Genomic DNA, 24,757 nt, shown 5'->3' with positions numbered 1-24,757 from the left:
TCCCAGTCTATTCCCGCGGCAGGACACATCCGTAACCGGGACGCAGATGCGAAGGGCCGGACCCCGTCACGAATGACGGAGTCCGGCCCTCGGCAGCCGAACAGATTAGGCTGTTGCAGTCTCCGGCGCAGCGGCTGCCTTCGCAGCCGACTCGCTACGGCGGCGTTCAACGCGCTCTGCCTGCTTGACCAGCGCGGGTTCGCTCTGCCTCAGCCAGGCATACAGCGGGGCCGCGATGAAGATGGTTGCTGCCGTGCCGATCAGGATTCCAACGAACAGGGCCAGCGACAGATCGCGCAGGGTGCCCGCGCCCAGGAGGCCGGCACCGATGAACAGGATGGCGCCCACGGGAAGAATGGCCACCATCATCGTGTTGATGGACCGGACCAGCGTCTGGTTGACGGCAAGGTTGACCTCTTCGGCAAACGTGCGGCGGGTGGAGGCGTCAAGGTCTGCGGTGTTCTCGCGGATCTTGTCGAAGACCACCACCGTGTCATACAGCGAGTAGCTGAGCACCGTAAGGAACCCGATAATGGCGGACGGCGTCACTTCGAAGTCGCTGAGGGCGTACACACCCGCAGTGACAAACATGGTCACGAGCATGCCTACCAGCGCCGAAAGCGACATCTTCCAGGTCCGGAAGTAGAGCGCCATCAGGACGGCCGCGATGACGACAAAAATCACCAGGCCCAGGAGCGCCTGCTTGGTGACGTCAGCACCCCAGGTGGGACCCACGAAGGTGGAGGTCACCTCGTTGTCCGTGACACCGTAGGCGGTGGTCAGCCCTTCCTTGATGCGGAGGGTTTCGTCATCGGTGAGCTTGTCCGTCTGGATCCGCATCGTGCTGCCGGCGACGTTGGCCACGCGTGGAATGCTGCCCTCCACGACGTCCTGGACGGCTTTCTCGCCGAGGGACGCTTCCGTGGTCTTCACGTTGGAGACGGTGAATTCGGACCCGCCCCGGAACTCGATGCCGAGGTTGAATCCGCCCTTGGCCACCGGGAGGAGGATGGACAGCGCCACGGCGACGGCCGCGATGATGAACCAGATCTTCTTGGAACCGACGAAGTTGTACGAGCGCTTGCCCGTGTAGAGCTCATTGCCGAACGTGGCAAAATTCGTGGTCATTTACTTGCCCTCCTTGGACGTGCTCTTGGAGGAACCGGCAAGCTGCTCCTGCTTTTCCGCCAGGCGGCGTTCTGCAATGGTCATCCGGCGCTCGGCTTCAGCTGCGGCGCCGGTGTTCTTGGCGCGCACCACACCCGGCTTTTCTTCCGGTGTGCGGAGCCTGCCTGCACCGCGGTAGAGCGGCACGGCGCCGAGGCGCTTGGGGTCAAGGCCGGAGAAGCGGTGGCCCTCGCCGAAGAACTTGGTGCGGGCCAGGAGCTGCAGGGTCGGGTGGGTGAACATGAACACGACGATGAGGTCGGCGATGGCGGTCAGGCCCAGGGTGAACGCAAAGCCGCGCACGTTGCCCACAGCGACGAAGTAGAGGACCAGCGCTGCCAGCAGGTTCACTGCCTTGGAGGCCAGGACGGTGCGCTTGGCACGCTTCCAGCCGTTTTCCACGGCGGAGACGAGCCCGCGGCCTTCGCGCAGTTCATCACGGATTCGTTCGAAGTAGACGATGAACGAGTCAGCCGTCTGGCCGATGGCCACGATGAGGCCGGCGACGCCGGCGAGTGACAAGCGGTAGTTCTCGGTCCAGCCCAGGATGGCAATCGCCAGATAGGTCAGGGCTCCGGCCACCACAAGGGAGAAAATGGTGACGAATCCGAGCGCCCGGTACTGGAAGAGGGAGTAGACCACCACGAGCAGCAGGCCGATCACACCGGCGAGCAGGCCCATCTTGAGCTGCTCACCGCCCAGGGTTGCGGAAATCTGCTGCTCGCTCTGGATCTCGAAGCTGATGGGGAGTGCACCGAAGCGCAGCTGGTCCGACAATGCCTTTGCGGACTGCTCGGTGAATCCGCCGGTGATCTGGGGACGGCCGTCGGTGATCACAGCAAGGGAGCGCGGAGCGGAGATGACCTGGTCATCGAGGACAATGGCGAACTGGGCCTTGGGGTCGTTGCCCGATTCGCCGCCGGCGGCCACGAAGAACTGGTACAGCCGTTCAGTGACTTCCTTGAACTTGGCGGTTCCCTGCTCGTCGAACTGGATGTTCACGGCCCATTCGTTGGTGACAGCGCCCTGTGCTCCCTGCTGCAGCTGGAAGGACGAGGACTTGATGTTCGAGCCCTTCACTTCCACCGGACCCAGGATGTACTTGATGGCCGGGGACGTGGCCGTCGCCGGCTCACAGGTCACCAGCGGCTTGGCGGGGTCCGAGCGTTCCTGCTTGTCCTGCGAGGGGTTGTCGCAGTCCAGCGTCTCGAACTTCTTGTACACCTCGGGCGTGACCCAGTTGACGTCGCTGCTGTTGGCCGGCTCAGCCGTCGGCTTGGGCAGCTTGTCGTCCGGAGTCAGGGATTCCGTAGGCACGGCGGCGCCGGCTCCGGCCTGGAGCACCGGGCGGAAGTTCATGTCGGCCGAAGCCTGGATGAGGGCGCGGGTCTCCTTGGACGGGGTACCCGGAAGGCTGACCACCACGTTGCGGCCGGACTGCGTGCTGATTTCCGCTTCCGCGACGCCCGAGCCGTCCACGCGCTGGCGAATGATCGCAACGGCCTGGTTGAGCTGATCCTCGTTGATGTCCGAACCGCCCTCGACCTTGGGCGCCAGGATCATCTGGGTTCCGCCCTCAAGGTCAAGTGCAAGCTTTGGTGCCCAGCTGGCCTGGCCGGAAATGGAGCCGCCGGCGAGCACGGCAGTCATGACGGCGAGGATAACGCCGAGCCAGACCAGCACCCTGAGTGCTGAGTTTTTGGGGCCAGTACGTGCCATTGTCGATCTTTCTATTGTTTACGGAGGAGCCGCCGGGGCGAGCTCCGCTCACACTCCGGCGGCAGCCCGCTACCGTCGTTAATTCTACTTAGCGGGACTTGGCGGAAACGCCAGACTAGCTGTCCTTCTTGCCTTCGTCGTTAAGACGCTTCAGCGATTCTTCCGGCGTCTCGTTAGCAACGTCGGTGCGGACGGCCTCGGGGCGGTTAACGGCATCGGCGCGGTCGGCGTCGTGTCCGGTCAGGGAGGAGGCGTCGTCCGGAACGACGGTGGGCTCTTCGGCAGCAACAACCGGCTCAACGATCTTGGTGACGGCCTGGCGGTGCACGGTGGCCAGGTTGCCCGGGGACAGTTCGATGACGACCTTGTTTTCGTCCTCGTTGATGGAGACGATGCGTCCGAAGAGTCCGAAGCTGGTCATGACCTCGACGCCCGGGGCGAACTGCGACTGAAGCGTTGCCTGCTGCTGCTGGGTCTTCTTGTTGCGGCGGAACATCATGAAGATGAAGACTCCGAGCATCACGAAGAGCAGGATGGTCATGATGTCGATGCCGCCGCCGGCCTGCGGCTGGGCCTGGGCAGTAATATGTCCGAACACAGGAAGTTTCCGTTCTGTACTTGCGTAGCTGATTTACAGCAACGTCGGCTTCGTTTCGGCCCACCCGGCAGAAAAACCATGCCCAGCCAACGGCGGCCGGAGCCGCCCACAGAAACAAAGACCCGAACGTGCCGAGCGTCATACCAGTCTAAAGGGAAAGTAAGCCGGACGCTGCTATTGGCCGTTCGGCAGCCACCCTGCCACCGGCTCGACGCTGAGGTCGTCCGTTTCGAACAGGGCCAGCGTTTCCTGGCCGAACACTCCGTCCGGAACCGCGTAGCCCAGGTGGGTCCAGGCCGGTGCCATCGCGATCCGGCCGCGCGGCGTCCGCCCGAGGAGCCCCTCGCGGACCAGGTAGGGCTCGGCAACGGTCTCCACCGTTTCCGGCTCTTCACCCACGGCAATGGCCAGTGTTGAAAGGCCCACCGGCCCGCCGCCGAACTTGGTGATCAGGGCTTCGAGGACGGAGCGGTCCAGCCGGTCAAGGCCCCTCTTGTCCACCTCGTACATGTCAAGCGCGGCAGAGGCCGCGCGCGCATCGATCTGCTCAATGCCGTGGACGAGCGCCCAGTCGCGGACGCGGCGGAGCAGGCGGTTCGCAATTCGGGGAGTGCCCCTGGACCTGCCCGCGATTTCGCTGAAGCCCGCCGAGTTGACCTTCAGGTCCAGCAGGCCGGCCGAACGCCTCAGGACGAGCTCCAGTTCCTCAACGGAATAGAACTCCAGGTGGCCGGTGAAGCCGAACCTGTCGCGCAACGGCCCCGGCAGGAGGCCGGCACGCGTGGTGGCGCCCACCAGGGTAAACGGAGGCAGCTCGAGGGGAATTGCCGTGGCTCCGGCGCCCTTTCCCACCACGATGTCCACGCGGAAGTCCTCCATGGCCATGTACAGCATTTCTTCCGCGGGCCGGGACATGCGGTGGATCTCATCGAGGAAGAGGACCTCTCCTTCCGAGAGGGAGGAAAGGATGGCGGCCAGGTCTCCGGCGTGCTGGATGGCCGGACCGCTGCTGATCCGCAGCGGGGCGTTCATCTCGGCCGCGATGATCATGGACAACGTGGTCTTGCCCAGGCCGGGCGGGCCGGACAACAGGACGTGGTCGGCGCTGCGGCCGCGCATTCGCGATGCTTCCAGCACCAGGGACAGTTGCTTGCGGACACGGTGCTGGCCCACGAAGTCGTGCAGGTTCTTGGGCCGGAGGGCCGCCTCGATGACCCGCTCCTCCGGCTCCTCTCCCCCGCCAACCAGGGTGGGCTCAGCCACGACTGCCTACCCGGTTGCCCGCGCGCGCGCCGTCCTGGCCAAGCCAGCGCAGCGTGGCCCGCAGGATTTCGGCCACCTGGCCGCCGGCCTCGAGTTCCGGGGAATCCGACAGTGCTTTGTCGATGCTGGCAGTGGCATCCTTTTCGGACCAGCCGAGGCTCGTCATTGCTGCCACCACCTGCGGCTTCCACGGGGCGGGAGCGGCTGCTGCGGGTGCTGCCGCCGAACCGGTGCCGTGCGGCACGAGTTTTCCGGCGAGTTCCAGGACTATCCTGCCGGCGACCTTCGGTCCGATGCCGGGGACCTTGGTGAACGCTTTGCCGTCGCCGGTGTGCGCCGCGACGCGGATGGCTTCGGGATCGTGGACGGCAAGGACGGCCAGTGCCAGGCGGGGCCCGACGCCGCTCACGCTGAGCAGGATATCGAACACCTCGCGTTCGTCATCGCTGGAGAAGCCGAACAGCGTCAGTGAATCCTCACGAACGATCAGCGAGGTGTAGAGCTTGCCCTCTTCTCCGAGGCGCAGCCCGCTGAGGGTCTGGGGTGTGGCGTTCACGCTCATGCCGGCGCCGTTGAGGTCGATCACGGCGGACGACAACCCGACGTGCGCTACGGTTCCGCGGAGAAAACTGATCAAGGCCGGGCTCCTGGGTCTACTGCAAAAAAATGCAACCGGTTTTCAACCGGCTATCCGAACATATCTACGAATACCCTAGCAAGGAGCCCGGACATTCACCGTGCACGGCGCGCTTTGGCTTCCGCCTCTGCCCACGCCCGCTGGGCAGGGGTCAGCGACTGGCTGCCGGGGCCGGTCGTCGCGATGGCAGCCCCGCTGCCGGCCCGCCACGCGTGCGTGATGGCCAGTGCCAGCGCGTCGGCGGCGTCGGCCGGACGCGGCGGGGCGTCCAGGCGCAGGATCTTCGTGACCAGTTTGGTGACGGCATCCTTGTTGGATGTTCCGCTGCCCGTCACGGCAGCTTTAACTTCCGACGGCGTGTGCAGGGCCACGGGGATACCGCGGCGTGCGGCGGCGGCAATCACCACGCCGGATGCCTGGGCGACACCCATGACGGTACTGACGTTCAACTGGGAGAACACCCGCTCCACGGCGAGGACATGCGGTTCATAGCGGTCCAGCCAGTCGTCGATGGATGTGGCGATCACCAGCAGCCGCTGGTCCAGGCTCTCCTCCGGCGATGTTCCCACAACGCCGACAGCCACCATGGTGGCGCGGCGGTTCTTCTCGACGTCCACAACGCCGATGCCGCAACGGGTGAGGCCCGGGTCGACTCCCAACACGCGGAGAGTCAAGGCCGGGCCTCAGTTTCACAGCAGGGCTGCCGGATCACTCGGCTTCCAGTGCGGCCTGCACTTCGTCGCTCAGGTCGGCGTTGCTGTAGACGTTCTGGACGTCGTCGAGTTCCTCCAGTGCGTCCACCAGTTTCATGAATTTCTTGGCGGCGTCGAGGTCCAGCGGCACCTCCATGGAGGGAACGAACTCTGCTTCGTCGGTGTCGTAGTCGATACCGGCTTCCTTGAGCGCGTCGCGGACAGCCTGGAGGTCCTTCGGGTCCGAGTGGATTTCGAAGGTGTCTCCGTTGTCCTTGACTTCCTCTGCGCCGGCGTCGAGCACGGCCATCAGAACGTCGTCTTCGCTGAGCCCGTTCTTGGGCAGCGTGACGACGCCCTTGCGGGAAAAGAGGTAGCTGACGGAACCGGGATCGGCGATGGTGCCGCCGTTGCGTGAAATGGCCAGCCGGACCTCGGAGGCTGCACGGTTCTTGTTGTCCGTGAGGCATTCGATCAGCAGCGCCGAACCCTGCGGGCCGCGGCATTCGTACATGATCTCCGTGTAGTCCACGACCTCGCCGGTGAGGCCGGCGCCGCGCTTGATGGCGCGGTCGATATTGTCGGCGGGGACAGAGGTCTTTTTGGCCTTCGTGACCGCGAGTTCCAGCCCAGGGTTGCCGGACAGGTCCGGGCCGCCCATCCGCGCCGCTACTTCGATGTTCTTGATCAGCTTGGCGAACGACTTGGCCCGGCGGCTATCAAGGATGGCCTTCTTGTGCTTGGTCGTCGCCCATTTGGAGTGGCCTGACATGCTTTACGCTTCTCCTCTGATCATTCGAATAAACAGTTCATGCACGCGCTTCTCCCCTGTCACTTCCGGGTGGAAGGAGGTGGCCAGCAGGTGGCCGGAACGCACTGCAACAATTCTAGCCGTCCCCTGCAGGGCGGCCGCATGCGAAGCGTGGACCGGATCCGCGGGTTCCACCTGCGCCAGGACCTCCACGCCCGGGCCCACGCGCTCCACCCAGGGCCCGCGGATGAACACCGCGTGCACCGGGGCCACACCGCCGCCCGTGTCGCTGAACTCCAGCCCCTTGAATTCGAGGTCGGTCTCAAAGGATTCCCGCTGTCGGCCGAAAGCGTTGCGGCGGACCGTGATGTCCAGCCCGCCGAATGTCTGTTGCGGATTGCCCGCCAGGTCGGTGGCGGGGTCCGCGATTTCGTCGGCGAGCAGGATCATGCCGGCGCAGGAGCCGTAGACCGGCAGGCCGTCCGCGATGAGCTTGCGCAAGGGGTCGGCGAGTTCAAACGCCCGGGCAAGCTTGTCGATCGTGGTGGATTCGCCGCCGGGAATGATTAGTCCGTCGATGCCGTCAAGTTCGGAGGGCCGCCGGATTCCGACGCCGGTGGCGCCGGTTGCTTCTGCCGAACGCAGGTGCTCCCGGAAGTCGCCCTGGAGCGCCAGAACACCGATTCGAAGGCCTGCACCCGCGCGGGAATAGTCCGTGGAAGGGGGGTTGGTCATCCAATCAGCATAGTGCTCCGCATGGCCGGAGGCTTGCCGCGCGGGGCCGGCCGGCCCGGTTCCATGCCGTGACTGGGATATATTCAGAGCATGCTTTACTTCAGCGTTCCGCTCGGCAAGCTCGTCCGCCGGGTTTCCCGGCTCAGGGGCGGAGGCTCTGCCCTCCCCGGCCTCGTAGTGGAGAAAGTCGACCCCGGTTTCATGCAGCGGACGCTGTCCACGCTGCCCCTGGGTGTCGCCGTGGTCAGCGGGACGAACGGCAAAACCACCACCACCAAAATGGTGGTGGAGCTGCTGGAGAGCCAGGGGCTGAAGGTCTTCACGAACCGCACCGGCAGCAACTTCACCCGCGGAGTCGCCGCAGCCCTGCTGGGCGATGTCGACTGGCGGGGCCGGCTCGACGCGGACATCGCGGTACTGGAACTGGATGAGGCGCACGCTGTGCACTTCGTCAACAGGGTTCCGCCGCGCTACAGCCTGCTGCTCAACGTGCTCCGCGACCAGTTGGACCGCTTCGGCGAAATCGACAAAACCGCCCAGCTGCTGCAGCACATCGCGTCCAAGACCACCGGCACCGTGGTCCTGAACCGTGAGGATCCGCGCGTCGCCCGCATAGCGGACACCCTGGACGGTCCCGAAGTGCGCTACTTCGGCCTCGACGATTCCCTGCTCAGCACGTTCCCGAACGACGACGACCTCCGCGCCGGGCCCGGCAGCCCGGCGCCGGCGCTGCCGGCAAAGCCGCACGCCGACGTCGTACTGCGCCGGGTGGGCACCGATGACGCCGATTTTGAGTACGACGGCGCCACGGTCACCACCGGGATGAAGCTCCGCGGCGTCTACAACATTTTCAATGCCGCGGCCGCGCTTGTCCTGGCCCGTTGCATCGCCGGGAACGGCGCCGCGCCCACGGATCATGGCGGCTTGCTTAAGGCCCTGTCCGAGGTTGCGCCCGCCTTCGGCCGCGGCGAGAGCCTGGTGGTTGACGGCCTGCCGCTGGACCTGGTGCTGGTCAAGAACCCCAGCGGTTTCCGGCTGGGCCTGAAGTCCTTCCCGGCCGGCGGCTACGCCACGATGGTGGCGATCAATGACAACTACGCCGACGGCCGCGACATGTCCTGGCTTTGGGACGTGGAGTTCGATTCGCTGCGTGAAGGCGGCGTGGACCAGTTGTCCGGTTCCCGGGCCTACGACATGGCCCTCCGGCTGCAGTACGACGAGGTGGCAATCGGCGCAGTGAACCCGGAAATCGCACCGGCTCTTGCCGCATTCATCCAGGGTGCCAAGGACAAGCCCAAGCGTATTTTCTGCACTTACACGGCAATGCTGGCCATCCGCCGCGAGCTGTCCAAAATCACCACAGTGGAGGTGGTCTCATGAGCCCGGCGTCCGAAGAAAGCAAGGGAACCATCCGGGTCCTGCAGCTCTATCCCCGCGACATGAACATCTACGGTGACTGGGGCAACGCCCTGGTCCTCCAGCAGCGCCTCCGCTGGCACGGCTACACCCCGGAGCTGCTCGAATACAACGTCGGCGACGACTTTCCGGCCGATGTGGACCTGATCGTGGGCGGCGGCGGGCAGGACAGCGGTCAGCTGGTGATCCAGGACGATCTGCTCTCCCGTGAATCGACGCTCAAGGAACTGGCTGAAGGCGGAACGCCCATGCTGCTGATCTGCGGGCTCTACCAGCTCTTCGGACGGTTCTTCAAGACGCGTACGGGTTCGGTGATTCCGGGCATCGGCGTCTTGGATGTCGAGACGCACGGCACCGATGAACGCCTGATCGGCAATGTCACGGTGTCCTCTCCCGAGTTCGGGGACATCCTGGGTTACGAAAACCACAGCGGCCAGACGACCCTCGGCCCCGGCGTTCAGCCGCTGGGCACCACCTCCAAGGGCACCGGCAACAACAGCAGCGACGGGAAAGAAGGGGCGCGCTACCGGAATATCGTGGCGAGCTACCTCCACGGATCACTCCTGCCCAAGAATCCAGCCATTGCCGACTTCCTGATCCGCACCGCCGTGGAGCGCAAATACGGAAGCTTCACCGCCGGCACGCCGGACGACCGCTACGCCGTAATGGCGCGGGAACACGCCGCACGGCGGCCCCGCTAGAACCGTACGGTCCGGTTCCACACCTGCAACGACTCACCGGTGACGCTTTGTGACCGGCCGGAAAACGGACCGTGGGAAACTGGTCCCATGGACACTGCAGCCGCCAGCCTCCCGGAACACCTCCGCCACCCGTCCGGCCCGCGCGATCCCGGCGATGCCTGGGTCGAAGGCGCGGTGGGCAAATTCTGGGGCCGCTTCGGATCGGCCGGGCTCCTGGTCCAGGATCCCGCCAAAGGCATCCTGCTGCAGCACCGGGCCGCGTGGAGTCACCACGGCGGAACCTGGGGCCTGCCCGGCGGCGCGCTCCACCACGGCGAAGACGCCATCACCGGCGCCCTGCGCGAAGCCCACGAAGAAGCCGCCGTGCCCCCGGAGAACGTCCGCGTGCTGTTCACGTCCGTGTTCGACGTCGGCTACTGGTCCTACACCACGGTGGCGGTCCGCGTCATGGAATCCTTCGACCCCGCCATCAACGATGCCGAGAGCATCGAGCTCAGGTGGGTTCCGGCAGGTTCCGTTCAGGACCGGGAACTGCACCCGGCGTTCGCAACAGCCTGGCCGGACCTCTGGCGCCGGCTGCAGCAGGACCACCGCTGATTCCTCGGACGGATTCCCTGACGGATTTCCCTGCCGGATTTCTCTGAAGGCGTAGCCGTCGCCGGACTACCGCCGGGTGCCCAACCGTTGACATAGGTAAGCATCTTCTCAGGAGGCGCGCCATGGAGGCAGTCAGCAGCGGATTCAACGGAGCGAACGCTACCGAAGACCCCTTGGATTCCTATTCCGCCACGGTTATCCGCGTGGCCGAAACCGTCACCCCGCACGTTGCCGCCGTCGAAATGACCGGCAATGGCCGCAACGGCAGGTACCGCGCGGGCGCAGGCTCGGCAGTCCTGTTCACCTCGGACGGATACCTGGTGACCAACGCCCATGTGGTGGGCTCGGCCGGAAAAGGCCACGCGGTCTTTGCCGACGGCACCCGGACGGCCGTGGAAGTCGTAGGCGCCGATCCCCTGTCCGACCTCGCCATCGTCCACGGGAGGGCACCGATTGCCCAGCCGGCCGAATTCGGTGACGCTGAACTCCTCAAAGTCGGTCAACTGGTTATCGCTGTCGGCAACCCGTTGGGGCTTTCGGGCTCCGTGACGGCGGGAGTCGTCAGCGGCCTGGGACGTTCCATCCCTGTATGGTCCGGACGCAACCGCCGCGTGATCGAGGACGTCATCCAGACCGATGCCGCGCTCAATGCCGGCAGCTCCGGCGGGGCCCTGGCAGACGCCCGCGGCCGGATCGTGGGAATCAACACGGCCGTCGCCGGTGCGGGACTGGGGCTGGCGGTTCCGATCAATGCCACCTCGCGCCGAATCATCGCCTCGCTCCTCTCGGACGGACGGGTCCGGCGCGCCTACCTCGGACTGGTGAACACCCCCGTCCAGCTTCCGGTGAGCTCCGTGGTCCGGACCGGTCACCGTGACGGGCTCCTGGTGGTGGAAGTCCTTCCGGGATCACCCGCCGAACGGGCGGGCCTCCGCGCCGGAGACGTGCTGCTGAGCGTCGGCCGGAAGTCCGTCTCGAACGCAGAGAGCCTCCAGAAGCTCCTGTTCGCCGAGGCGATCGGAGCGCCGCTGGACATTTCGGCGCTCCGGGACGGAACCGAACTGCATGTGGTGGCCGTCCCGGAAGAAATGACCGACAAAGGCTAGGCCGCAGTACATGTGCGCAAAAAATAACCCATTGCGCCTATTCTGATTCCGGCCATCGCGCTATCGTTGTTGGTGAACAAGCCCTCCCATCACACAGACGTGGCGGAAGAGCGCTGTTCGAGCACTACAGGCCGGCGGCCGGATCACCGTTACCGGAGCCGGGATTGTGGATATTGGGGTAGGCACGGGGGGTGCCCTCATATCGTTCTCCGTGCGCTTATCACACGCACCGTGGGGCACGGAGGTTCCCAAATGCGGCTGGGGCTCTGCGCCGCCGCTTGAATCAGTCACTGCAAAAATGGGGCAATGCGCCGATTCACGGAACGTATCGTCGCGTAAATTTGGGGCCATCAACCGCAGACAAGCGTCCGACCGGAATCTTATCCGGCGCCGCCTTTAGCGTGGCGCGCCAGAACCCACACTGATCCATGATGGGTTATTCCGCCCTGCCCGCCGCCTGCGGCCTACACCTGGGAATGAATCACAAGATAGGAAGATCTCATGAAGAGGTCAATGGGATTGCTCGCATCCACCCTGCTGGCTGCAGGACTCGGTGTTGGGGGTACGGCAATGGCTGCCGGACCAGCAGCAGCGGATACGGGCCTGAAGACCGTCACGATTTCGGCTGAGAACTACCAGGGTTACACGGACCACTACAACCGTGACCGGGATCGCGACCGCGATCGGGACCGCGACCACCGCAAGTGCTACAAGCATGGTCACTGGCACTACTACCACCATCACTGGTACTGGCACAGCGACTGTGACCGTGACCGCCGCCACGATCGGGATCATTACGATTACAACTAGGCGGCCAGCCGCCTAGCCCACCGGTCCGCAGGAACAGGTGCGAGGCGGCAGGGAGGGGCATCGCCCGCGGCGATGTCCCTCCCTTTTCGCCGCTTTAAGACGGGCTCGGGCAACACGCCCTTCCCGTTCCGGCAATCCGATGCCAGAGTCAAACCATGAGCACATGGGATCCGGGTGATCGCGGCGTCGTCAGTTTCCCCTCCGGCCGGCGAATCCGCGGCCGGGCACTGCGCCGGCCGCTTCCGCCGGGTCCCGACCCCGACTTCGGGGTCTACCTGCTGGGCAGGCGTCCGGCCCGGACCGTGTGGGACCAACGGTGGGTGCGCTGGCCGGACTTCTGGTTGCCCCTCAATGAAGACGACGCCATGGAGGCCCTGCGGGAAGCATGGGTGCGGGCAGAATCGGAACGCGTCGAAATTGCCTGCCAGGGCGGGCACGGCAGGACCGGCACGGCCCTTGCCTGCATCGCCATCCTGGACGGCGTCGCACCGGGACACGCCGTCTCCTATGTCCGGGAGCACTACGGGCCGGCGGTGGAGACGCCCTGGCAGCACTGGTACGTCAGGCATGTTGCCCGCCGGATCACCTGAGACGGTACAGGTCCTGTTGCGGCTGCCTTCACGGTTTGGCGGAAAGGATCAGCTCATGGGCACCCGCAGCCGCTGCACCCATCGATTCCACCACGGTCCCGGTGCGCAGGCGCGTCGCCGCATCGGCCTCCGCCCCGGCGCACGGTCCCTGCGGCGCGTCGGCCGCCACGGAACACCAGCGGTACGGGTCGCGGACGATCACTGACGGCACCCAGGCCAGGTCCGAGGCTGACCATTTTCCGGCCTCGTCCTGGCTGAACTGCGCCCGAACCAGCAGTCCCTCATTGTTCACCACATACCAGGGGGACAGCTCCGTGACGCCGTTACCCAGCCCGTACACAATCCAGGTCCCCTTGTAGTTCTCGATGGGCAGCACGGAATGGGTGTGGTGGCCGTAGACCATGGTGAACTGACCGCTGTCCACCAGGGCGTGGGCCGTCTCCTGCTGCTGGGCATTCGGAGCACTGGCATACTCGTCCCCGGCGTGCATCACTCCGAGCACAATGTCCGCGCCCAGCGCCCTTGCCTTTTTCGCCTTGGCAATCATCGCGGGCGCGTCCAGCATGTCCACCTGCCAGGCGTGCTCGGGGTATTGCCCGTTCAGGCCATAGGCGGCCTCAATCACGGCGATTTTCGCGGCGTCGGTCTGCAGAAGCAGGATCCCTTGCGATTCCGCCTCGGTCCGGTAGGAACCGGTGTGCTTCAAGCCGGCAGCGTCCAGCGCGTCCAGTGTACGGACCAGGCCGTCGGTTCCTCGGTCGATGGTGTGGTTGCTGGCGGTGGTGCAGGCCTGGTAGCCAACGTCGTTGGCCGCCGCGGCGATCTGCGGCGGCACGTTGAACGACGGATAGGCCGAGAAGGGGCCGTCGGCGTCCGCGACCGGAGTTTCCTGATGGCAGATGGCGAGGTCGCTTTCGCCGATGTACGCCCGCTGGCCCTCGAGCAGCGGGGTGAAGTCCAGGCCCGGCTTTCCGAGGGCGGCGGCGTCGGCGCGGGCCTGGTCCCACAGCTGGGCATGCACCAGCATGTCTCCGGTCACCAGGACTGACGTGCACCGGACGGCAGCGCAGGCGGGGCCTTTGCCCGGCGTGGTTTCAGGTGTGGGTTCGGGAGAGGGAGCGGCCACCGCCGGGGCAGTTGACGACGGCGGTGCCACGGCCGCCGTCGTGCGTGCTGCGCCGGCCGGGCGCTGGCCGGTGCCCTGTTCGGCAATGACGCCGCACGACGTCAGGCCGGACAGCAGGACGGCCACGGCGAACGCCGCGGCTACCCGTCCACGGTGGATTTTCAGCGGCATCCTTGCGAGTTCCCCCATGTCCGCCATCCTACGGCGGCCAATCCCGGCAGCCCGTCAAATCACCATTGAGAACCGTCCGGTTACATGAAAGTGTTGCTTCATGACCAACCCCCTCCTTACTCCCAGTCCTTTGCCGTTCGGGCTCCCCCCGTTTGCCGAGATCGACGAGGCCGACTATTCCGAAGCGGTCCGGTCCGGCCTGGCGGAACACCTCGCCGAAATTCAGGCCATTGTGGACAACACCGAACCCGCCGCCTTCGAAAATACCGTCCTGGCAATGGAACGCTCCGGGCAGCTCCTCCAGCGCGCTGCCGCATCGTTTTTCACCCTGGTCTCGGCGGACGCCTCGGACGGCATCCGGGCACTCGAAACCGAGCTGTCCCCGGAGTTTTCCGCCCACCAGGATGCCGTCTACATGAACCGGCGGCTCTTTGACCGGTTCGCCGCCGTGGACACCACCGGCCTCGACGATGAATCAGCCAGGCTCGTGGAGGAGTACCTCAAGGAGTTCCGCCAGTCCGGGATCCAGCTCGAGGATGCCGGCCAGGACCGGCTGAGGGCGGTGAACGCAGAGCTGTCCCGGTTGGGCACCGAATTCGGGCAGCGCGTCAAGGAAGCCATGAAGACCTCGGCCCTGCTGCTCGACGATGCCGTTGAGCTGTCCGGGCTGCCGGCGGATGACATTGCCAGCGCCGCCGAAGCCGCCCGGGCAGCCGGACACGACGGCAAGTACCTGCTCACCCTGATCCAGCCCAGCAACCAGCCCGCCATGGCATCCCTGGAAAACCGCGAGGTCCGCCGCCGGCTCTACGAGGCGTCCATCAGCCGCGGCAGCAGCGGGGGCAGCCTGGATGTGAGGGACCTGGTGAAGTCCATGGTGGCGCTCCGGGCGGAGAAGGCCCGGCTTTTGGGATTCGCCAACTACGCCGAACTCACCGTTGACCGGCAGACTGCCCCTGATTTTGAGGCCGTGCAGTCGATGATGAACCGGTTGGCACCTGCGGCGGTCCGGAATGCCGACGCCGAGGCGGCCGCCCTTGCAGAGGTTGCAGGCCATCCGCTCGAGGCGTGGGACTGGGCGTACTATTCCGCGAAGGTGCGGCGGGAGCGGTACAGCGTCGACGAGCAGGCGCTGCGGCCCTACTTCGAACTGGACCGCGTCCTTCGCGACGGTGTCTTCTACGCCGCGACTTCCCTGTACGGTGTCACCTTCCACGAGCGGCCCGACCTCAAGGGCTACCACCCCGATGTCCGGGTCTGGGAGGTCCGCAACGAGGACGGCTCCGAACTGGGCCTGTTCCTGGGCGACTACTATTCCCGCGAGTCCAAACGCGGCGGCGCCTGGATGAACTCGCTAGTGGATCAGTCCGCGCTGCTGGGTACCAAGCCGGTGGTGATCAACAACCTGAACATTTCCAAGCCTCCGGCGGGCGAGCCGACGCTGCTGACCCTGGACGAGCTCCGGACCGCGTTCCACGAATTCGGCCATGCCCTGCACGGACTGTTTTCCAACGTGACCTTCCCCCGGTTCTCCGGGACCGCCGTTCCGCGCGATTTTGTGGAGTACCCGTCCCAGGTCAACGAAATGTGGATCATGTGGCCTGAGGTGCTGGCCAATTATGCCCGCCACCATGTGACCGGCGAGCCCCTTGCCCAGGACATCGTGGACAAGCTCAACGAATCGCAGCTGTGGGGCGAAGGCTTCGGCACCACGGAGTACCTGGGCGCGGCGCTGCTGGACCTCGCCTGGCATGTCCTGGACGAATCCGGGGTCCCGGCGGACGTCCTGGCGTTCGAAGCCAAGGCCCTCGCCGCGGCCGGGGTGGCACACAGCCTGATTCCGCCGCGGTACCGGACCGGCTATTTCCAGCACATCTTCGCCGGCGACGGTTACGCCGCAGGGTACTACTCCTACATCTGGAGCGAAGTACTGGATGCGGACACCGTTGAATGGTTCAAGGAAAACGGCGGACTCAGCCGTGCCAACGGCGACTTCTTCCGGGCTGAACTGCTCTCCCGCGGCAACAGCCGCGAACCGCTGGACTCGTTCCGTGCCTTCCGCGGCCGGGACGCGAGGCTGGAGCCGCTGCTGAAGCGCCGCGGTTTGGACTGACCTTTCATCGATTGCTCCGTGGACGCCGTTTTAGGCGCCGATAAGGGCAGTTAGGGAGCAACCGACGGGGAAACAACGACGCCGGGCGGTCACCAACAAGGTGACCGCCCGGCGTCGTACTGCTTGTGAAGCTGTTACCAGCCGCGCTCGGCGAGGCGGTGCGGCTGCGGGATCTCGTCCACGTTGATGCCCACCATGGCTTCGCCCAGGCCGCGGGAGGCCTTGGCGATGACGTCCGGGTCATCGAAGAAGGTGGTGGCCTTCACGACGGCGGCGGCGCGCTGGGCCGGGTTGCCGGACTTGAAAATGCCGGAGCCGACGAACACGCCGTCAGCGCCGAGCTGCATCATCATCGCGGCGTCGGCCGGGGTGGCGATGCCGCCCGCGGTGAACAGCACCACCGGGAGCTTGCCGGCGGCAGCGACTTCCTTGACCAGTTCGTACGGGGCCTGCAGTTCCTTGGCCGCGACGTAAAGCTCGTCCTCGGGAAGGGCGGCGAGCTTGGCGATCTCGGAACGGATCTGGCGCATGTGGCCGGTGGCGTTGGAGACGTCGCCGGTGCCGGCCTCGCCCTTGGAGCGGATCATGGCCGCGCCCTCGTTGATGCGGCGCAGGGCCTCACCGAGGTTGGTGGCGCCACAGACGAAGGGAACCTTGAAGTTCCACTTGTCGATGTGGTTGACGTAGTCGGCCGGGGTCAGGACCTCGGACTCGTCGATGTAGTCCACGCCGAGGGACTGCAGGACCTGGGCTTCGACGAAGTGGCCGATCCGGGCCTTGGCCATGACCGGCACGGACACGGCTTCGATGATCTTGTCGATCATGTCCGGATCGGACATGCGGGACACGCCGCCCTGGGCCCGGATATCGGCCGGAACGCGTTCCAGCGCCATCACGGCCACGGCACCGGCGTCTTCGGCGATGCGGGCCTGTTCGACGTTGACGACGTCCATGATGACGCCGCCCTTGAGCATCTCGGCCATGCCGCGCTTGACGCGGTTGCTGCCCGTGACGCTGTTGGCGGACGAGCCGGCTTCGCTGCTTACATCAGGTGTAGACACAAAAACCCCTATGGGTAGCTAGATGTTACGTAGATCCGGTCTCTCGGTCCCGGCGCAGGCGGCAGCACAGACGGGAAAGCCACGCCGCGCGCACACCGGATTACCGGATCCAATGACCAGGTACTGCTAATACTAGTCCCACGCTGCGACGCTGCTGAATTCGGGTTACCCCGGCAGTCCCGTCTCCTCCAGCGACTGCCGGTGCACGGTGGCGATCCGCTGGACCACGGTCACCAGGCTGGCCGCGGCCAGGAGGGTCAGGGTCACCAGCAGGACCACGCTGGGGAGCCCGAGCCCGGTGAATCCGGTGACCACCAGAACAGACACCAGCCGTTCGGCGCGCTCGGCAATGCCGACGTTTGCGTGGAAGCCGAGAGCCTCGGCCTTGGCCCGCGCATAGGAGACCACCATGCCAAGCACCAGGCACACGACGGCGGCGATGGCGATCGCGTGGTCCGCGCCTCCCGTGAAGAACCAGATGCCAAGACCGGCAAACAGGGCGCCGTCGGCAACCCGGTCCAGGGTGGAATCCAGGAAGTTGCCCCAGCGCCCGCCCCGCTCCTGCATCCGGGCCATGATGCCGTCAAGGACGTCGGAGAAAATGAAGGCCGTAATAAACAGCGTTCCCCACCACAGCTGACCCAGCGGGTAGAACACCAGGGCGCCCACCACCACGCCTGCCGTCCCCACGATGGTGATGGCATCGGGCGAAACACCGATCTTCAGGAGCCACCGGGCAAGCGGGGAGAACAGTGCGGTGAAAAACCCGCGGGCATGCCGGTTAAGCATGCTCGTCCTCCGGCCAGGCCTCGGCGACCTGCTGGCGGACCTCGCCGAGCGTCTGCGTGATTGCCTTTGTCTGGGCGATGATGGGGAAAAAGTTGCCGTCCCCGCCCCAGCGCGGAACGACGTGCTGGTGCAGGTGGCCGGCGATTCCGGCCCCTCCCACCACGCCCTGGTTCATGCCGAGGTTGAACCCTCCGGGGTTGGACACCTTGCGCAGGACCCGCATCGAGGCCTGGGTCAGCGCCGCGAATTCCGCGGTTTCCTCCACGGTCAGGTCCGTGTAGTCCGGAACGTGCCGGTAAGGGCAGATCAGCAGGTGGCCCGGGTTGTACGGGAAAAGGTTCAGGACCACGTAGGCGGTGCGCCCGCGGTAGACAATCAGGGAGTCTTCGTCACTGCGGGCAGGGGCCACACAGAACGGGCAGTCATCCTTGTTCTTGAACTGGTGCTGCCCGCCCTTGATGTAGGCCATGCGGTGCGGGGTCCACAGGCGCTGGAAAGCGTCCGGAACGCCGGCCAGACCGAATTCATCGGTCACGTCGCCGTCGCCCGGATATCCTCCGCCAGCGCCTGTGTTCTCCTGCACGTCGCCTGCCATTCCGCTAGCTGGTCCGGTTGCGGACGGCGTCGACAATCCTCTGGACAGCTTCGGCCACCGGCACGCCGTTGTCCTGGCTGCCGTCGCGGAACCGGAACGAGACTGCTCCGGCCTCGGCGTCCTCGCCACCGGCAATGAGGACGAACGGAATCTTGTCCTTGCTGGCGGTGCGGATCTTCTTCGGGAACCGGTCGGAGGAGATGTCCACCTCCGCACGGATACCGGCGGCCTTAAGCTGGCCCACGACGTCGAACATGTAGTCGTTGAAGGCCTCCGCCACGGGGACGCCCACCACCTGCACCGGTGCGAGCCATGCCGGGAAAGCGCCGGCATAGTGCTCAGTCAGTACACCCATGAACCGTTCCACGGAACCGAACAGGGCGCGGTGGATCATCACCGGGCGCTGGCGGGTGCCGTCGGCGGCCTGGAACTCGAGTTCGAAGCGCTCAGGCAGGTTGAAGTCCAGCTGGATGGTGGACATCTGCCAGGTGCGGCCGAGGGCGTCCTTCGCCTGGACGGAGATCTTCGGGCCGTAGAACGCGGCTCCGCCCGGGTCCGGGACGAGCTCCAGGCCCGAGGCTTCGGCCACTTCGGCGAGGGTGCGGGTTGCTTCCTCCCAGGTGGCGTCGTCGCCCACGAACTTGTCTTCGTTCTTGGTGGAAAGCTCCAGGTAGAAGTCGTCCAGGCCGTAGTCCTTGAGCAGGCCCAGGACGAAGTTCAGCGTGGTGGTGAGCTCATCCTTCATCTGCTCGCGGGTGCAGTAGATGTGGGCGTCGTCCTGTGTCATGCCGCGCACTCGGGTCAGGCCGTGCACCACGCCCGACTTTTCGTAGCGGTATACCGAACCGAATTCGAACAGCCGCAGGGGCAGTTCGCGGTAGGAGCGTCCGCGGGAACGGAAGATCAGGTTGTGCATGGGGCAGTTCATCGGCTTCAGGTAGTAGTCCTGGCCGGGCTTGCGCACGGTGCCGTCCTCATTGAGTTCCGCGTCGATGTGCATCGCCGGGAACATGCCCTCCTTGTACCAGTCCAGGTGGCCCGAGACCTCGTACAGGTGCCCCTTGGTGATGTGCGGGGTGTAGACGAACTCGTACCCTGCATCGACGTGCCGCTGGCGGGAGTAATCCTCCATGGCCTTGCGGATGATGCCGCCCTTGGGGTGGAACACCGGCAGGCCGGATCCCAGCTCGTCCGGGAAGGAGAAGAGGTCCAGCTCGGCACCGAGCTTGCGGTGGTCGCGGCGCTCGGCCTCGGCGATGCGCTCCTGGTAGGCCTTGAGTGCGTCCTTGGTGGGCCAGGCGGTGCCGTAGATGCGCTGCAGCTGCTGGTTGTTCTGGTTGCCCAGCCAGTAGGCGGCGGAGGACCGGGTCAGGGCGAAGGCGTTGGAGATGAGCTTGGTGTTGGGCAGGTGGGGGCCGCGGCACAGGTCGCACCAGACGCTGTCCCCGCTCTTGCGGTCCACGTTGTCGTAGATGGTGATGTCGCCGGCGCCCACCTCGACGTTGACGCCTTCGCCGGCGTCTGCGGCGTCGTTCTTCTTGCCCAGCAGTTCCAGCTTGTAGGGCTCGTCCTTCATGGCTTCGCGGGCTTCGTCCTCGGACACCACGCGGCGGACGAACTTCTGGTTCTGGTTGATGATTTTGAGCATCATCTTTTCCAGGGTCTTCAGGTCTTCCGGGGTGAACGGCTCGGCGACGTCGAAGTCGAAGTAGAAGCCGTCGGTGATGTAGGGACCGATGCCGAGCTTGGCGTCGGGACGCAGCTGCTGCACGGCCTGGGCCATGACGTGGGCGGTCGAGTGCCGGAGGACGTTGAGGCCGTCCGGGGAATCGATGGTGACCCCTTCGATGTCCGCGCCCTCGGGGAGCGGCTGGTCGAGGTCTTTCAGTTCGCCGTTTACTCGGGCGACAACGACGTCGCGGCGCTCAAAAAAGAGTTCCGCGCCGGTGGTCCCGGTAGTCACCTTGGTCTCTTCGCCGTCGACGATGAGGGTGATCTGCTGGGCATCTGACACGGGTGTCTCCTATTCAAAGTTAAGGCTTCGTAGCTTGTGGCGTACGGGGACCACAGCCAGCCTCGTCCATGCTATCGGTTGGGAGAGAGGCCGACCAAAGCGGCGGCCGGGACGCGCGTCCCCCGCCCTTCCGGAGTTGGGGTTCAGCTGCCAAGCCCCGTGATGGCCAGGTTGCGGCTGATTCCGTCCAGCGGCCCCCGTACTTGGAGGGCAGGTTCCCAGGTGCCGGTGGATTGCTGCTCCGGGTACGGGAGGGTCTCGGTGCGGCTGAGGTCCCAGGCCATGGTGGCGCTGATGCTGATCCCGCGGGGGCCGGTCCTGCGGGTGTTGCCACGGATCAGGAGCAGGCGGGTGCCGAACAGCAACGGTCCTGCCAGTTCCTGTGCCTCATGGAAGAACACGGAGTCCACGCAGCCTGTTCCGTCGTCGATGCTGATGAACACCACCCGGCGCCCGCCGCGCATCGGCGGTGTCTGTGTGGCAATCCGGACCCCGGCCACCAACACTTCGGTGCCGTTCCGGAGTCCCAGGAGCTTATCCGCGGTGGTCACGCCCAGCCGGTCGAGCAGGGGCCGGTGGCTGGCCATCAGGTGTTCGCTGACATCCACCGCCATCAGGTCAAGTTCGGCCCGCACGTTTTCGATCATGCTTGGAGCAGGAAGTTCGGCCTTCAGGTTCTTGAGTTCAACGTCGCCAAGAGGCAGGGACAGCTGGCCCTCGATGACCTCAATGCCCTTCTTGCCCGGGCGGTTCTGGAGGGTCTGGAGGTGCTGGACGAGGTCCGCCCGGTTGGCGGCTCCGCCGGATTCCCGGTGCAGCGCATCGAAAGCCCCCAGCTGGGCAAGCCGCTTGATGCTGGGCTTGCTCAGCCTGGAGCGAGCCCTCAGGTCTGCCAGTGAGTCGTAGGGCTGGCCGGCAACGATCCTTTTCAGTTCAGCCCCGGAGAGCCCGTAGATGCCGTTCAGGCTGAGCCGGATGCCAAGCCTCCCGCGGTCAGGCCCTGATCCGACCCGCTCCACCCGGTACTCGGCCTGGCTCCTGTTGATGTCCAGGGGCAGGATGGGGATCCCCAGCCGCCGGGCTTCAGCCACCAGGAGCCGCTTGGGATACATGCCGGGATCGTGTTCCCACAGCCCGGCGAGGAAAGCTTCGGGGTGGTGGGCCTTCAGCCAGGCCGACTGATAGGTGGGCACGGCGAAGGCTGCCCCGTGTGCCTTGCAGAAGCCAAAGCTGCCAAAGGCCTTGAGGGTTCCCCAGACTTTGTCCACGACCTCGGGGGTGTAACCCCGCGCCCGGGCTTCCCTGCGGAAGAATTCCTCGACTTTGGGTTCCAGGAGTTCGTTCCCCAGGGCCCGGCGGAATTCATCAGCCCGGGCAAGCCCGCATTTGGTCATGACGTCGAATGTCTTCAGGATCTGCTCATGGAAGACCGTCACGCCGTGGGTTTCCTGGAGCACCGGTTTGAGGTCCGGGTGCGGATAGACCTCCGGCGCGAATCCGTGGCGGTGTTCAAGGAAGGGACGGACCATGTCCGATTTCATGGGCCCGGGGCGGAACAGCGATATGTCGATGATGAGGTCGTTGAATTCACGCGGCGCCATTTTGCCGATCAGTTCCCGCTGACCGGGAGATTCGATCTGGAAACAGCCCAGGGTATGCGTACTTCGGATCAGCTCGTAGGTTGGTTCGTCATCGAGCGGTACGGCATTGAGGTCAATGTGCCCGTCGGCTGAGATGAAGTCCGGTCCCGTGCCGTCCGCTCCGGGAGGATGGGCACCTGCAGCCACCACCTCAGCCTTCGAAGGGTGCAGCCGGACCACCTCACGGACGGCAAAAGCCATGGCGCTCTGCATTCGGACGCCGAGGACATCCAGCTTGAGCATCCCCATCGGATCCATGTCGTGTTTATCGAACTGGCTCATGGGCAGGCCGAGACCGCTGGGCTGAACGGGGGTCCGGTCCAGCAGCATGGCGTCGCCAAGGATTACGCCGCAGGGATGCATGGAAATGTGCCGTGGCAGGCGGTCCAGCCTCTCGGTCAGGTCTACGAGCAGGTCCAGTTGCTGGTTTTCCGCGAACTCGCGCTGCTCCACCCTTCCTGCGAATTCCTTCAGTTCGGGTTTTTCCACCAGGGCTTCACGGAAGTTCCTTGCCGAGAACCGCCACAGCTGCTTGGCGATCTCGCCGATGTCGCCGTCGTCCATGCCCAGTGCGTGGCCGGCGTCCCGGACTGCACCGCGAGCGCGGTAGCCGTTCTGCATGCTCATGAGGGTGACACGCTCGGCCCCGAAGCGGTCGAAGATCCTTCGGTAGACGTTGTGCCGCTCGGCGCTTTCCACATCAATGTCGATGTCCGGAAGAGTTGCCCGGTCATTGGAGAGGAACCGTTCGAAAATGAGGTCGTGCTGCAGGGGGTTCACCTGGCTGACGTCGATCAGGTAGTTCACCAGGCTGGAGGCGCCGGAACCCCGGGCGGCCGCCCTGACTCCCATGTCCAGGATCATTCGGGAAACCTCGGCCACCGTGAGGAAGTAGGAGGCGAAGCCAAGGTTGGCGATGATCCTCAGTTCATGCTCCAGCCTCGCCCGCATTTCCGCCTCGGGCCGCCCTGAGATCCCCGGGAACCGACGGCTGATGCCGGCCTCGCAGCGCAGGGTCAGTTCGGCCAGCGGATCGCCGGCAATGCCGATGACCGAAGCTTCGGGAACCACCGGCTGTTTCCATCCCATGTCCGTGACCGGGTCCATCCGGCAGCGGTCCGCGAGCGCCTCGGTTTGGCCGAGCAGCCTGGTGAGGTCGGTGGCGCCGTAGCCGGCGGCATGGATGATTTCCTTGCCGAGCTCGAGCATTTGGGCTGATGTCTTCAGCCACCCGCGGCCGTTGGGCTGAAGCAACGGCTCCTCGGTCAGTTCGGTCAGGGATTTCAGGGTTCGGGCAGAGTCCAGCACATCCGCTGTGGCGGCCCCGTCCTCCGCGCAGTACCGCACGGCGTTGGTCAGGACGGCAGGAATTCCGTGCTCGGCAGCGAGTTTGAGCATGCGCACGGCGTGGGCGGTGCTCAGGGGCTCCCCGGGAGCGCTGAGGTGGGACACGACTTCGGCTGCCACGGTTCCCTTGGGCATGCTCTCCAGCCACTGCTTGAACAACGTGCGGGGCCGAAGGTACCGGCGGCCGCTCATCGCCCTGCCAACGTCCGAGTCCGGGCCCACCAGCACAGTCAGCACCGGTTCCAGCGTTTCCGGATGCAGAGCCCTGGAAGCGATTTCGGCGCGGGTGACCGCGACGGGCACCACTCCCCCGGCTTTGCCGGAGGTACGGGCATGGGCGTCTGAAATCAGGCGGCAGAGGGCCCGGTAGCCGGCACCCTTGTTGTGTCCGTGGGCAAGCACGACGACGCGGCCCGCGAGCTGGGTCCGGAGGTCGCCGTCGTCGTCATAGACCGCAAGGTCAACCCCGACGACGGGATCCAGTCCCGCCGCCATGCAGGCCTTGAGGTGTTTGACGGTGCCGTACAGGCCGTTCCTGTCGGTGCAGGCAAGCGCGGTGGCGCCGTCGGCGGCGGCAGCCTGGGCAAGCTCATCCGGCCAGGAGACCCCGTAATGTGCGCTGAAGGCGGTGGAAACATGAAGATGGGTGAAGCTCATGCTGATCGAGGCCTCAGGGCATCGTGGATTTTCAGCAACCGCCACCGGCCGCTGCCGATGTCCCTGGTCAGGTCGAGGGTGAGGGCTTCTTCCGGCTCCGCGTTCGCAGCAGAAGGCCGGACCTGGACGCGCCAGATCTCGTGATCCACAAGTCCCGGTCCGGTACCCAGCGGTGCGCGGGTTTCTTCGGCCCACCACCGCCTGCGTTCAAACCAGCGCACGGGCTCTGCGCAGACAGTGTAATGACGGCCGGCCCAGGTGAGCGCCGAAGGCTGGCCGGCGGGCGTGCAGACGACGTCGACACCCTCGCTGAACAAGCCCATCGGCGCCTCCCGGAAGTGCACTCCCCCCGGCCGCCACGCAGGAGCGGACCGGTGCAGGGAAGTTCTGAAATGATTCGTTCGAAACAATTCTTTCGAATATATCTTCGAATAATCAATTCTACGCCGGAGCCGGGACAAA

The 24,757-nt window shown here is 65.4% G+C and carries 22 protein-coding genes; 7 read left to right on the top strand and 15 right to left on the bottom strand.

Translation table 11 applies throughout. The features are described from left to right. Nucleotides 1-105: 105 nt before the first annotated feature. The 8 genes from secF to pdxT all read right to left on the bottom strand — a co-directional run bounded on the left by secF (nt 106) and on the right by pdxT (nt 7,562). Nucleotides 106-1,128: a protein translocase subunit SecF gene (gene secF, locus AC6JAC_RS10465; RefSeq protein ID WP_028269089.1), complete on the bottom strand. Its 1,023-nt coding sequence runs from the start codon at nt 1,126-1,128 to the stop codon at nt 106-108. Continuing rightward, entirely contained in the window at nt 1,129-2,886 is a 1,758-nt protein-coding gene (gene secD, locus AC6JAC_RS10460) for a protein translocase subunit SecD (RefSeq protein ID WP_028269088.1), read from the bottom strand. A 115-nt stretch (nt 2,887-3,001) separates the two neighbouring features. Further along, nucleotides 3,002-3,427, bottom strand: coding sequence for a preprotein translocase subunit YajC (yajC, locus tag AC6JAC_RS10455; protein WP_028269087.1), 426 nt, complete (start codon nt 3,425-3,427; stop codon nt 3,002-3,004). Nucleotides 3,428-3,658: 231 nt separating this feature from the next. Then, the gene (gene ruvB, locus AC6JAC_RS10450) at nt 3,659-4,747 is read right to left on the bottom strand and encodes a Holliday junction branch migration DNA helicase RuvB (RefSeq protein WP_028269086.1); all 1,089 of its coding nucleotides are present in this window, start codon (nt 4,745-4,747) and stop codon (nt 3,659-3,661) included. Then, nucleotides 4,740-5,384 (bottom strand): Holliday junction branch migration protein RuvA, encoded by a 645-nt coding sequence (gene ruvA / locus AC6JAC_RS10445; RefSeq protein ID WP_028269085.1) that lies wholly within the window; start codon nt 5,382-5,384, stop codon nt 4,740-4,742. The genes ruvB and ruvA overlap by 8 nt, the downstream gene beginning before the upstream one ends. Nucleotides 5,385-5,479: 95 nt before the next feature. Continuing rightward, complete coding sequence (gene ruvC, locus AC6JAC_RS10440; protein WP_028269084.1) at nt 5,480-6,058, bottom strand: crossover junction endodeoxyribonuclease RuvC; 579 nt, start codon at nt 6,056-6,058, stop codon at nt 5,480-5,482. 34 nt (nt 6,059-6,092) lie between these two features. Continuing rightward, entirely contained in the window at nt 6,093-6,848 is a 756-nt protein-coding gene (locus AC6JAC_RS10435; protein ID WP_028269083.1) for a YebC/PmpR family DNA-binding transcriptional regulator, read from the bottom strand. A gap of 3 nt (nt 6,849-6,851) precedes the next feature. Then, nucleotides 6,852-7,562 carry a pyridoxal 5'-phosphate synthase glutaminase subunit PdxT gene (gene pdxT, locus AC6JAC_RS10430; RefSeq protein WP_028269082.1) on the bottom strand — a complete coding sequence of 237 codons (711 nt, stop codon included), beginning with the start codon at nt 7,560-7,562 and terminating at the stop codon, nt 6,852-6,854. Nucleotides 7,563-7,652: 90 nt separating this feature from the next. Between pdxT and AC6JAC_RS10425 the strand changes: the two genes are divergently transcribed. From AC6JAC_RS10425 to AC6JAC_RS10400, 6 genes are all read left to right on the top strand, one after another. Further along, entirely contained in the window at nt 7,653-8,942 is a 1,290-nt protein-coding gene (locus tag AC6JAC_RS10425) for a Mur ligase family protein (RefSeq protein WP_028269081.1), read from the top strand. Then, nucleotides 8,939-9,679: a type 1 glutamine amidotransferase gene (locus tag AC6JAC_RS10420; RefSeq protein ID WP_028269080.1), complete on the top strand. Its 741-nt coding sequence runs from the start codon at nt 8,939-8,941 to the stop codon at nt 9,677-9,679. The genes AC6JAC_RS10425 and AC6JAC_RS10420 overlap by 4 nt, the downstream gene beginning before the upstream one ends. Before the next feature lie 87 nt (nt 9,680-9,766). Beyond that, nucleotides 9,767-10,276 carry an NUDIX domain-containing protein gene (locus AC6JAC_RS10415; protein WP_497964592.1) on the top strand — a complete coding sequence of 170 codons (510 nt, stop codon included), beginning with the start codon at nt 9,767-9,769 and terminating at the stop codon, nt 10,274-10,276. A gap of 122 nt (nt 10,277-10,398) precedes the next feature. Next, nucleotides 10,399-11,382 carry a S1C family serine protease gene (locus AC6JAC_RS10410; protein ID WP_028269078.1) on the top strand — a complete coding sequence of 328 codons (984 nt, stop codon included), beginning with the start codon at nt 10,399-10,401 and terminating at the stop codon, nt 11,380-11,382. 501 nt (nt 11,383-11,883) lie between these two features. Then, a complete protein-coding gene (locus AC6JAC_RS10405; protein WP_156037033.1) occupies nt 11,884-12,192 on the top strand; it encodes a hypothetical protein in 309 nt (102 codons plus the stop codon). Between the two features lie 155 nt (nt 12,193-12,347). After that, nucleotides 12,348-12,782, top strand: coding sequence for a protein-tyrosine phosphatase family protein (locus AC6JAC_RS10400; protein WP_028269076.1), 435 nt, complete (start codon nt 12,348-12,350; stop codon nt 12,780-12,782). Between the two features lie 28 nt (nt 12,783-12,810). On the opposite strand, the gene AC6JAC_RS10395 is transcribed toward AC6JAC_RS10400, so the two are convergent. Next, entirely contained in the window at nt 12,811-14,097 is a 1,287-nt protein-coding gene (locus tag AC6JAC_RS10395) for a CapA family protein (RefSeq protein ID WP_497964589.1), read from the bottom strand. An 82-nt stretch (nt 14,098-14,179) separates the two neighbouring features. Between AC6JAC_RS10395 and AC6JAC_RS10390 the strand changes: the two genes are divergently transcribed. Continuing rightward, the gene (locus tag AC6JAC_RS10390) at nt 14,180-16,192 is read left to right on the top strand and encodes a M3 family metallopeptidase (RefSeq protein ID WP_497964587.1); all 2,013 of its coding nucleotides are present in this window, start codon (nt 14,180-14,182) and stop codon (nt 16,190-16,192) included. 134 nt (nt 16,193-16,326) lie between these two features. Here the strand turns inward: AC6JAC_RS10390 and pdxS are convergent, their stop codons facing one another. From pdxS to AC6JAC_RS10360, 6 genes are all read right to left on the bottom strand, one after another. Then, a complete protein-coding gene (gene pdxS, locus AC6JAC_RS10385; RefSeq protein ID WP_011692158.1) occupies nt 16,327-17,253 on the bottom strand; it encodes a pyridoxal 5'-phosphate synthase lyase subunit PdxS in 927 nt (308 codons plus the stop codon). A 165-nt stretch (nt 17,254-17,418) separates the two neighbouring features. Further along, nucleotides 17,419-18,042 (bottom strand): phosphatidylinositol phosphate synthase, encoded by a 624-nt coding sequence (pgsA, locus tag AC6JAC_RS10380; protein ID WP_028269073.1) that lies wholly within the window; start codon nt 18,040-18,042, stop codon nt 17,419-17,421. After that, nucleotides 18,035-18,625 (bottom strand): HIT family protein, encoded by a 591-nt coding sequence (locus tag AC6JAC_RS10375; RefSeq protein ID WP_028269072.1) that lies wholly within the window; start codon nt 18,623-18,625, stop codon nt 18,035-18,037. Before AC6JAC_RS10375 ends, pgsA begins: the two co-directional genes overlap by 8 nt. 16 nt (nt 18,626-18,641) lie before the next feature. Next, nucleotides 18,642-20,651 (bottom strand): threonine--tRNA ligase, encoded by a 2,010-nt coding sequence (thrS, locus tag AC6JAC_RS10370; RefSeq protein WP_028269071.1) that lies wholly within the window; start codon nt 20,649-20,651, stop codon nt 18,642-18,644. Nucleotides 20,652-20,794: 143 nt separating this feature from the next. Continuing rightward, entirely contained in the window at nt 20,795-24,295 is a 3,501-nt protein-coding gene (locus AC6JAC_RS10365) for a DNA polymerase III subunit alpha (protein WP_497964584.1), read from the bottom strand. After that, entirely contained in the window at nt 24,292-24,618 is a 327-nt protein-coding gene (locus AC6JAC_RS10360) for a DUF6504 family protein (protein WP_028269069.1), read from the bottom strand. The genes AC6JAC_RS10365 and AC6JAC_RS10360 overlap by 4 nt, the downstream gene beginning before the upstream one ends. Nucleotides 24,619-24,757 lie beyond the last annotated feature (139 nt).

This window comes from Arthrobacter sp. KUASC02 (genome assembly GCF_059739395.1).
This window is presented reverse-complemented; position numbering and strand designations above follow the sequence as displayed.

Bases quoted from the DNA above. Each gene is read 5' to 3' on its own strand.
- secF (WP_028269089.1), bottom strand. From the start codon at position 1,128: ATGACCACGAATTTTGCCACGTTCGGCAATGAGCTCTACACGGGCAAG.
- secD (WP_028269088.1), bottom strand. From the start codon at position 2,886: ATGGCACGTACTGGCCCCAAAAACTCAGCACTCAGGGTGCTGGTCTGG.
- yajC (WP_028269087.1), bottom strand. From the start codon at position 3,427: ATGACCATCCTGCTCTTCGTGATGCTCGGAGTCTTCATCTTCATGATG.
- AC6JAC_RS10435 (WP_028269083.1), bottom strand. From the start codon at position 6,848: ATGTCAGGCCACTCCAAATGGGCGACGACCAAGCACAAGAAGGCCATC.
- pdxT (WP_028269082.1), bottom strand. From the start codon at position 7,562: ATGACCAACCCCCCTTCCACGGACTATTCCCGCGCGGGTGCAGGCCTT.
- AC6JAC_RS10425 (WP_028269081.1), top strand. From the start codon at position 7,653: ATGCTTTACTTCAGCGTTCCGCTCGGCAAGCTCGTCCGCCGGGTTTCC.
- AC6JAC_RS10420 (WP_028269080.1), top strand. From the start codon at position 8,939: ATGAGCCCGGCGTCCGAAGAAAGCAAGGGAACCATCCGGGTCCTGCAG.
- AC6JAC_RS10415 (WP_497964592.1), top strand. From the start codon at position 9,767: ATGGACACTGCAGCCGCCAGCCTCCCGGAACACCTCCGCCACCCGTCC.
- AC6JAC_RS10410 (WP_028269078.1), top strand. From the start codon at position 10,399: ATGGAGGCAGTCAGCAGCGGATTCAACGGAGCGAACGCTACCGAAGAC.
- AC6JAC_RS10405 (WP_156037033.1), top strand. From the start codon at position 11,884: ATGAAGAGGTCAATGGGATTGCTCGCATCCACCCTGCTGGCTGCAGGA.
- AC6JAC_RS10400 (WP_028269076.1), top strand. From the start codon at position 12,348: ATGAGCACATGGGATCCGGGTGATCGCGGCGTCGTCAGTTTCCCCTCC.
- AC6JAC_RS10395 (WP_497964589.1), bottom strand. From the start codon at position 14,097: ATGGGGGAACTCGCAAGGATGCCGCTGAAAATCCACCGTGGACGGGTA.
- AC6JAC_RS10390 (WP_497964587.1), top strand. From the start codon at position 14,180: ATGACCAACCCCCTCCTTACTCCCAGTCCTTTGCCGTTCGGGCTCCCC.
- pgsA (WP_028269073.1), bottom strand. From the start codon at position 18,042: ATGCTTAACCGGCATGCCCGCGGGTTTTTCACCGCACTGTTCTCCCCG.
- AC6JAC_RS10365 (WP_497964584.1), bottom strand. From the start codon at position 24,295: ATGAGCTTCACCCATCTTCATGTTTCCACCGCCTTCAGCGCACATTAC.
- AC6JAC_RS10360 (WP_028269069.1), bottom strand. From the start codon at position 24,618: ATGGGCTTGTTCAGCGAGGGTGTCGACGTCGTCTGCACGCCCGCCGGC.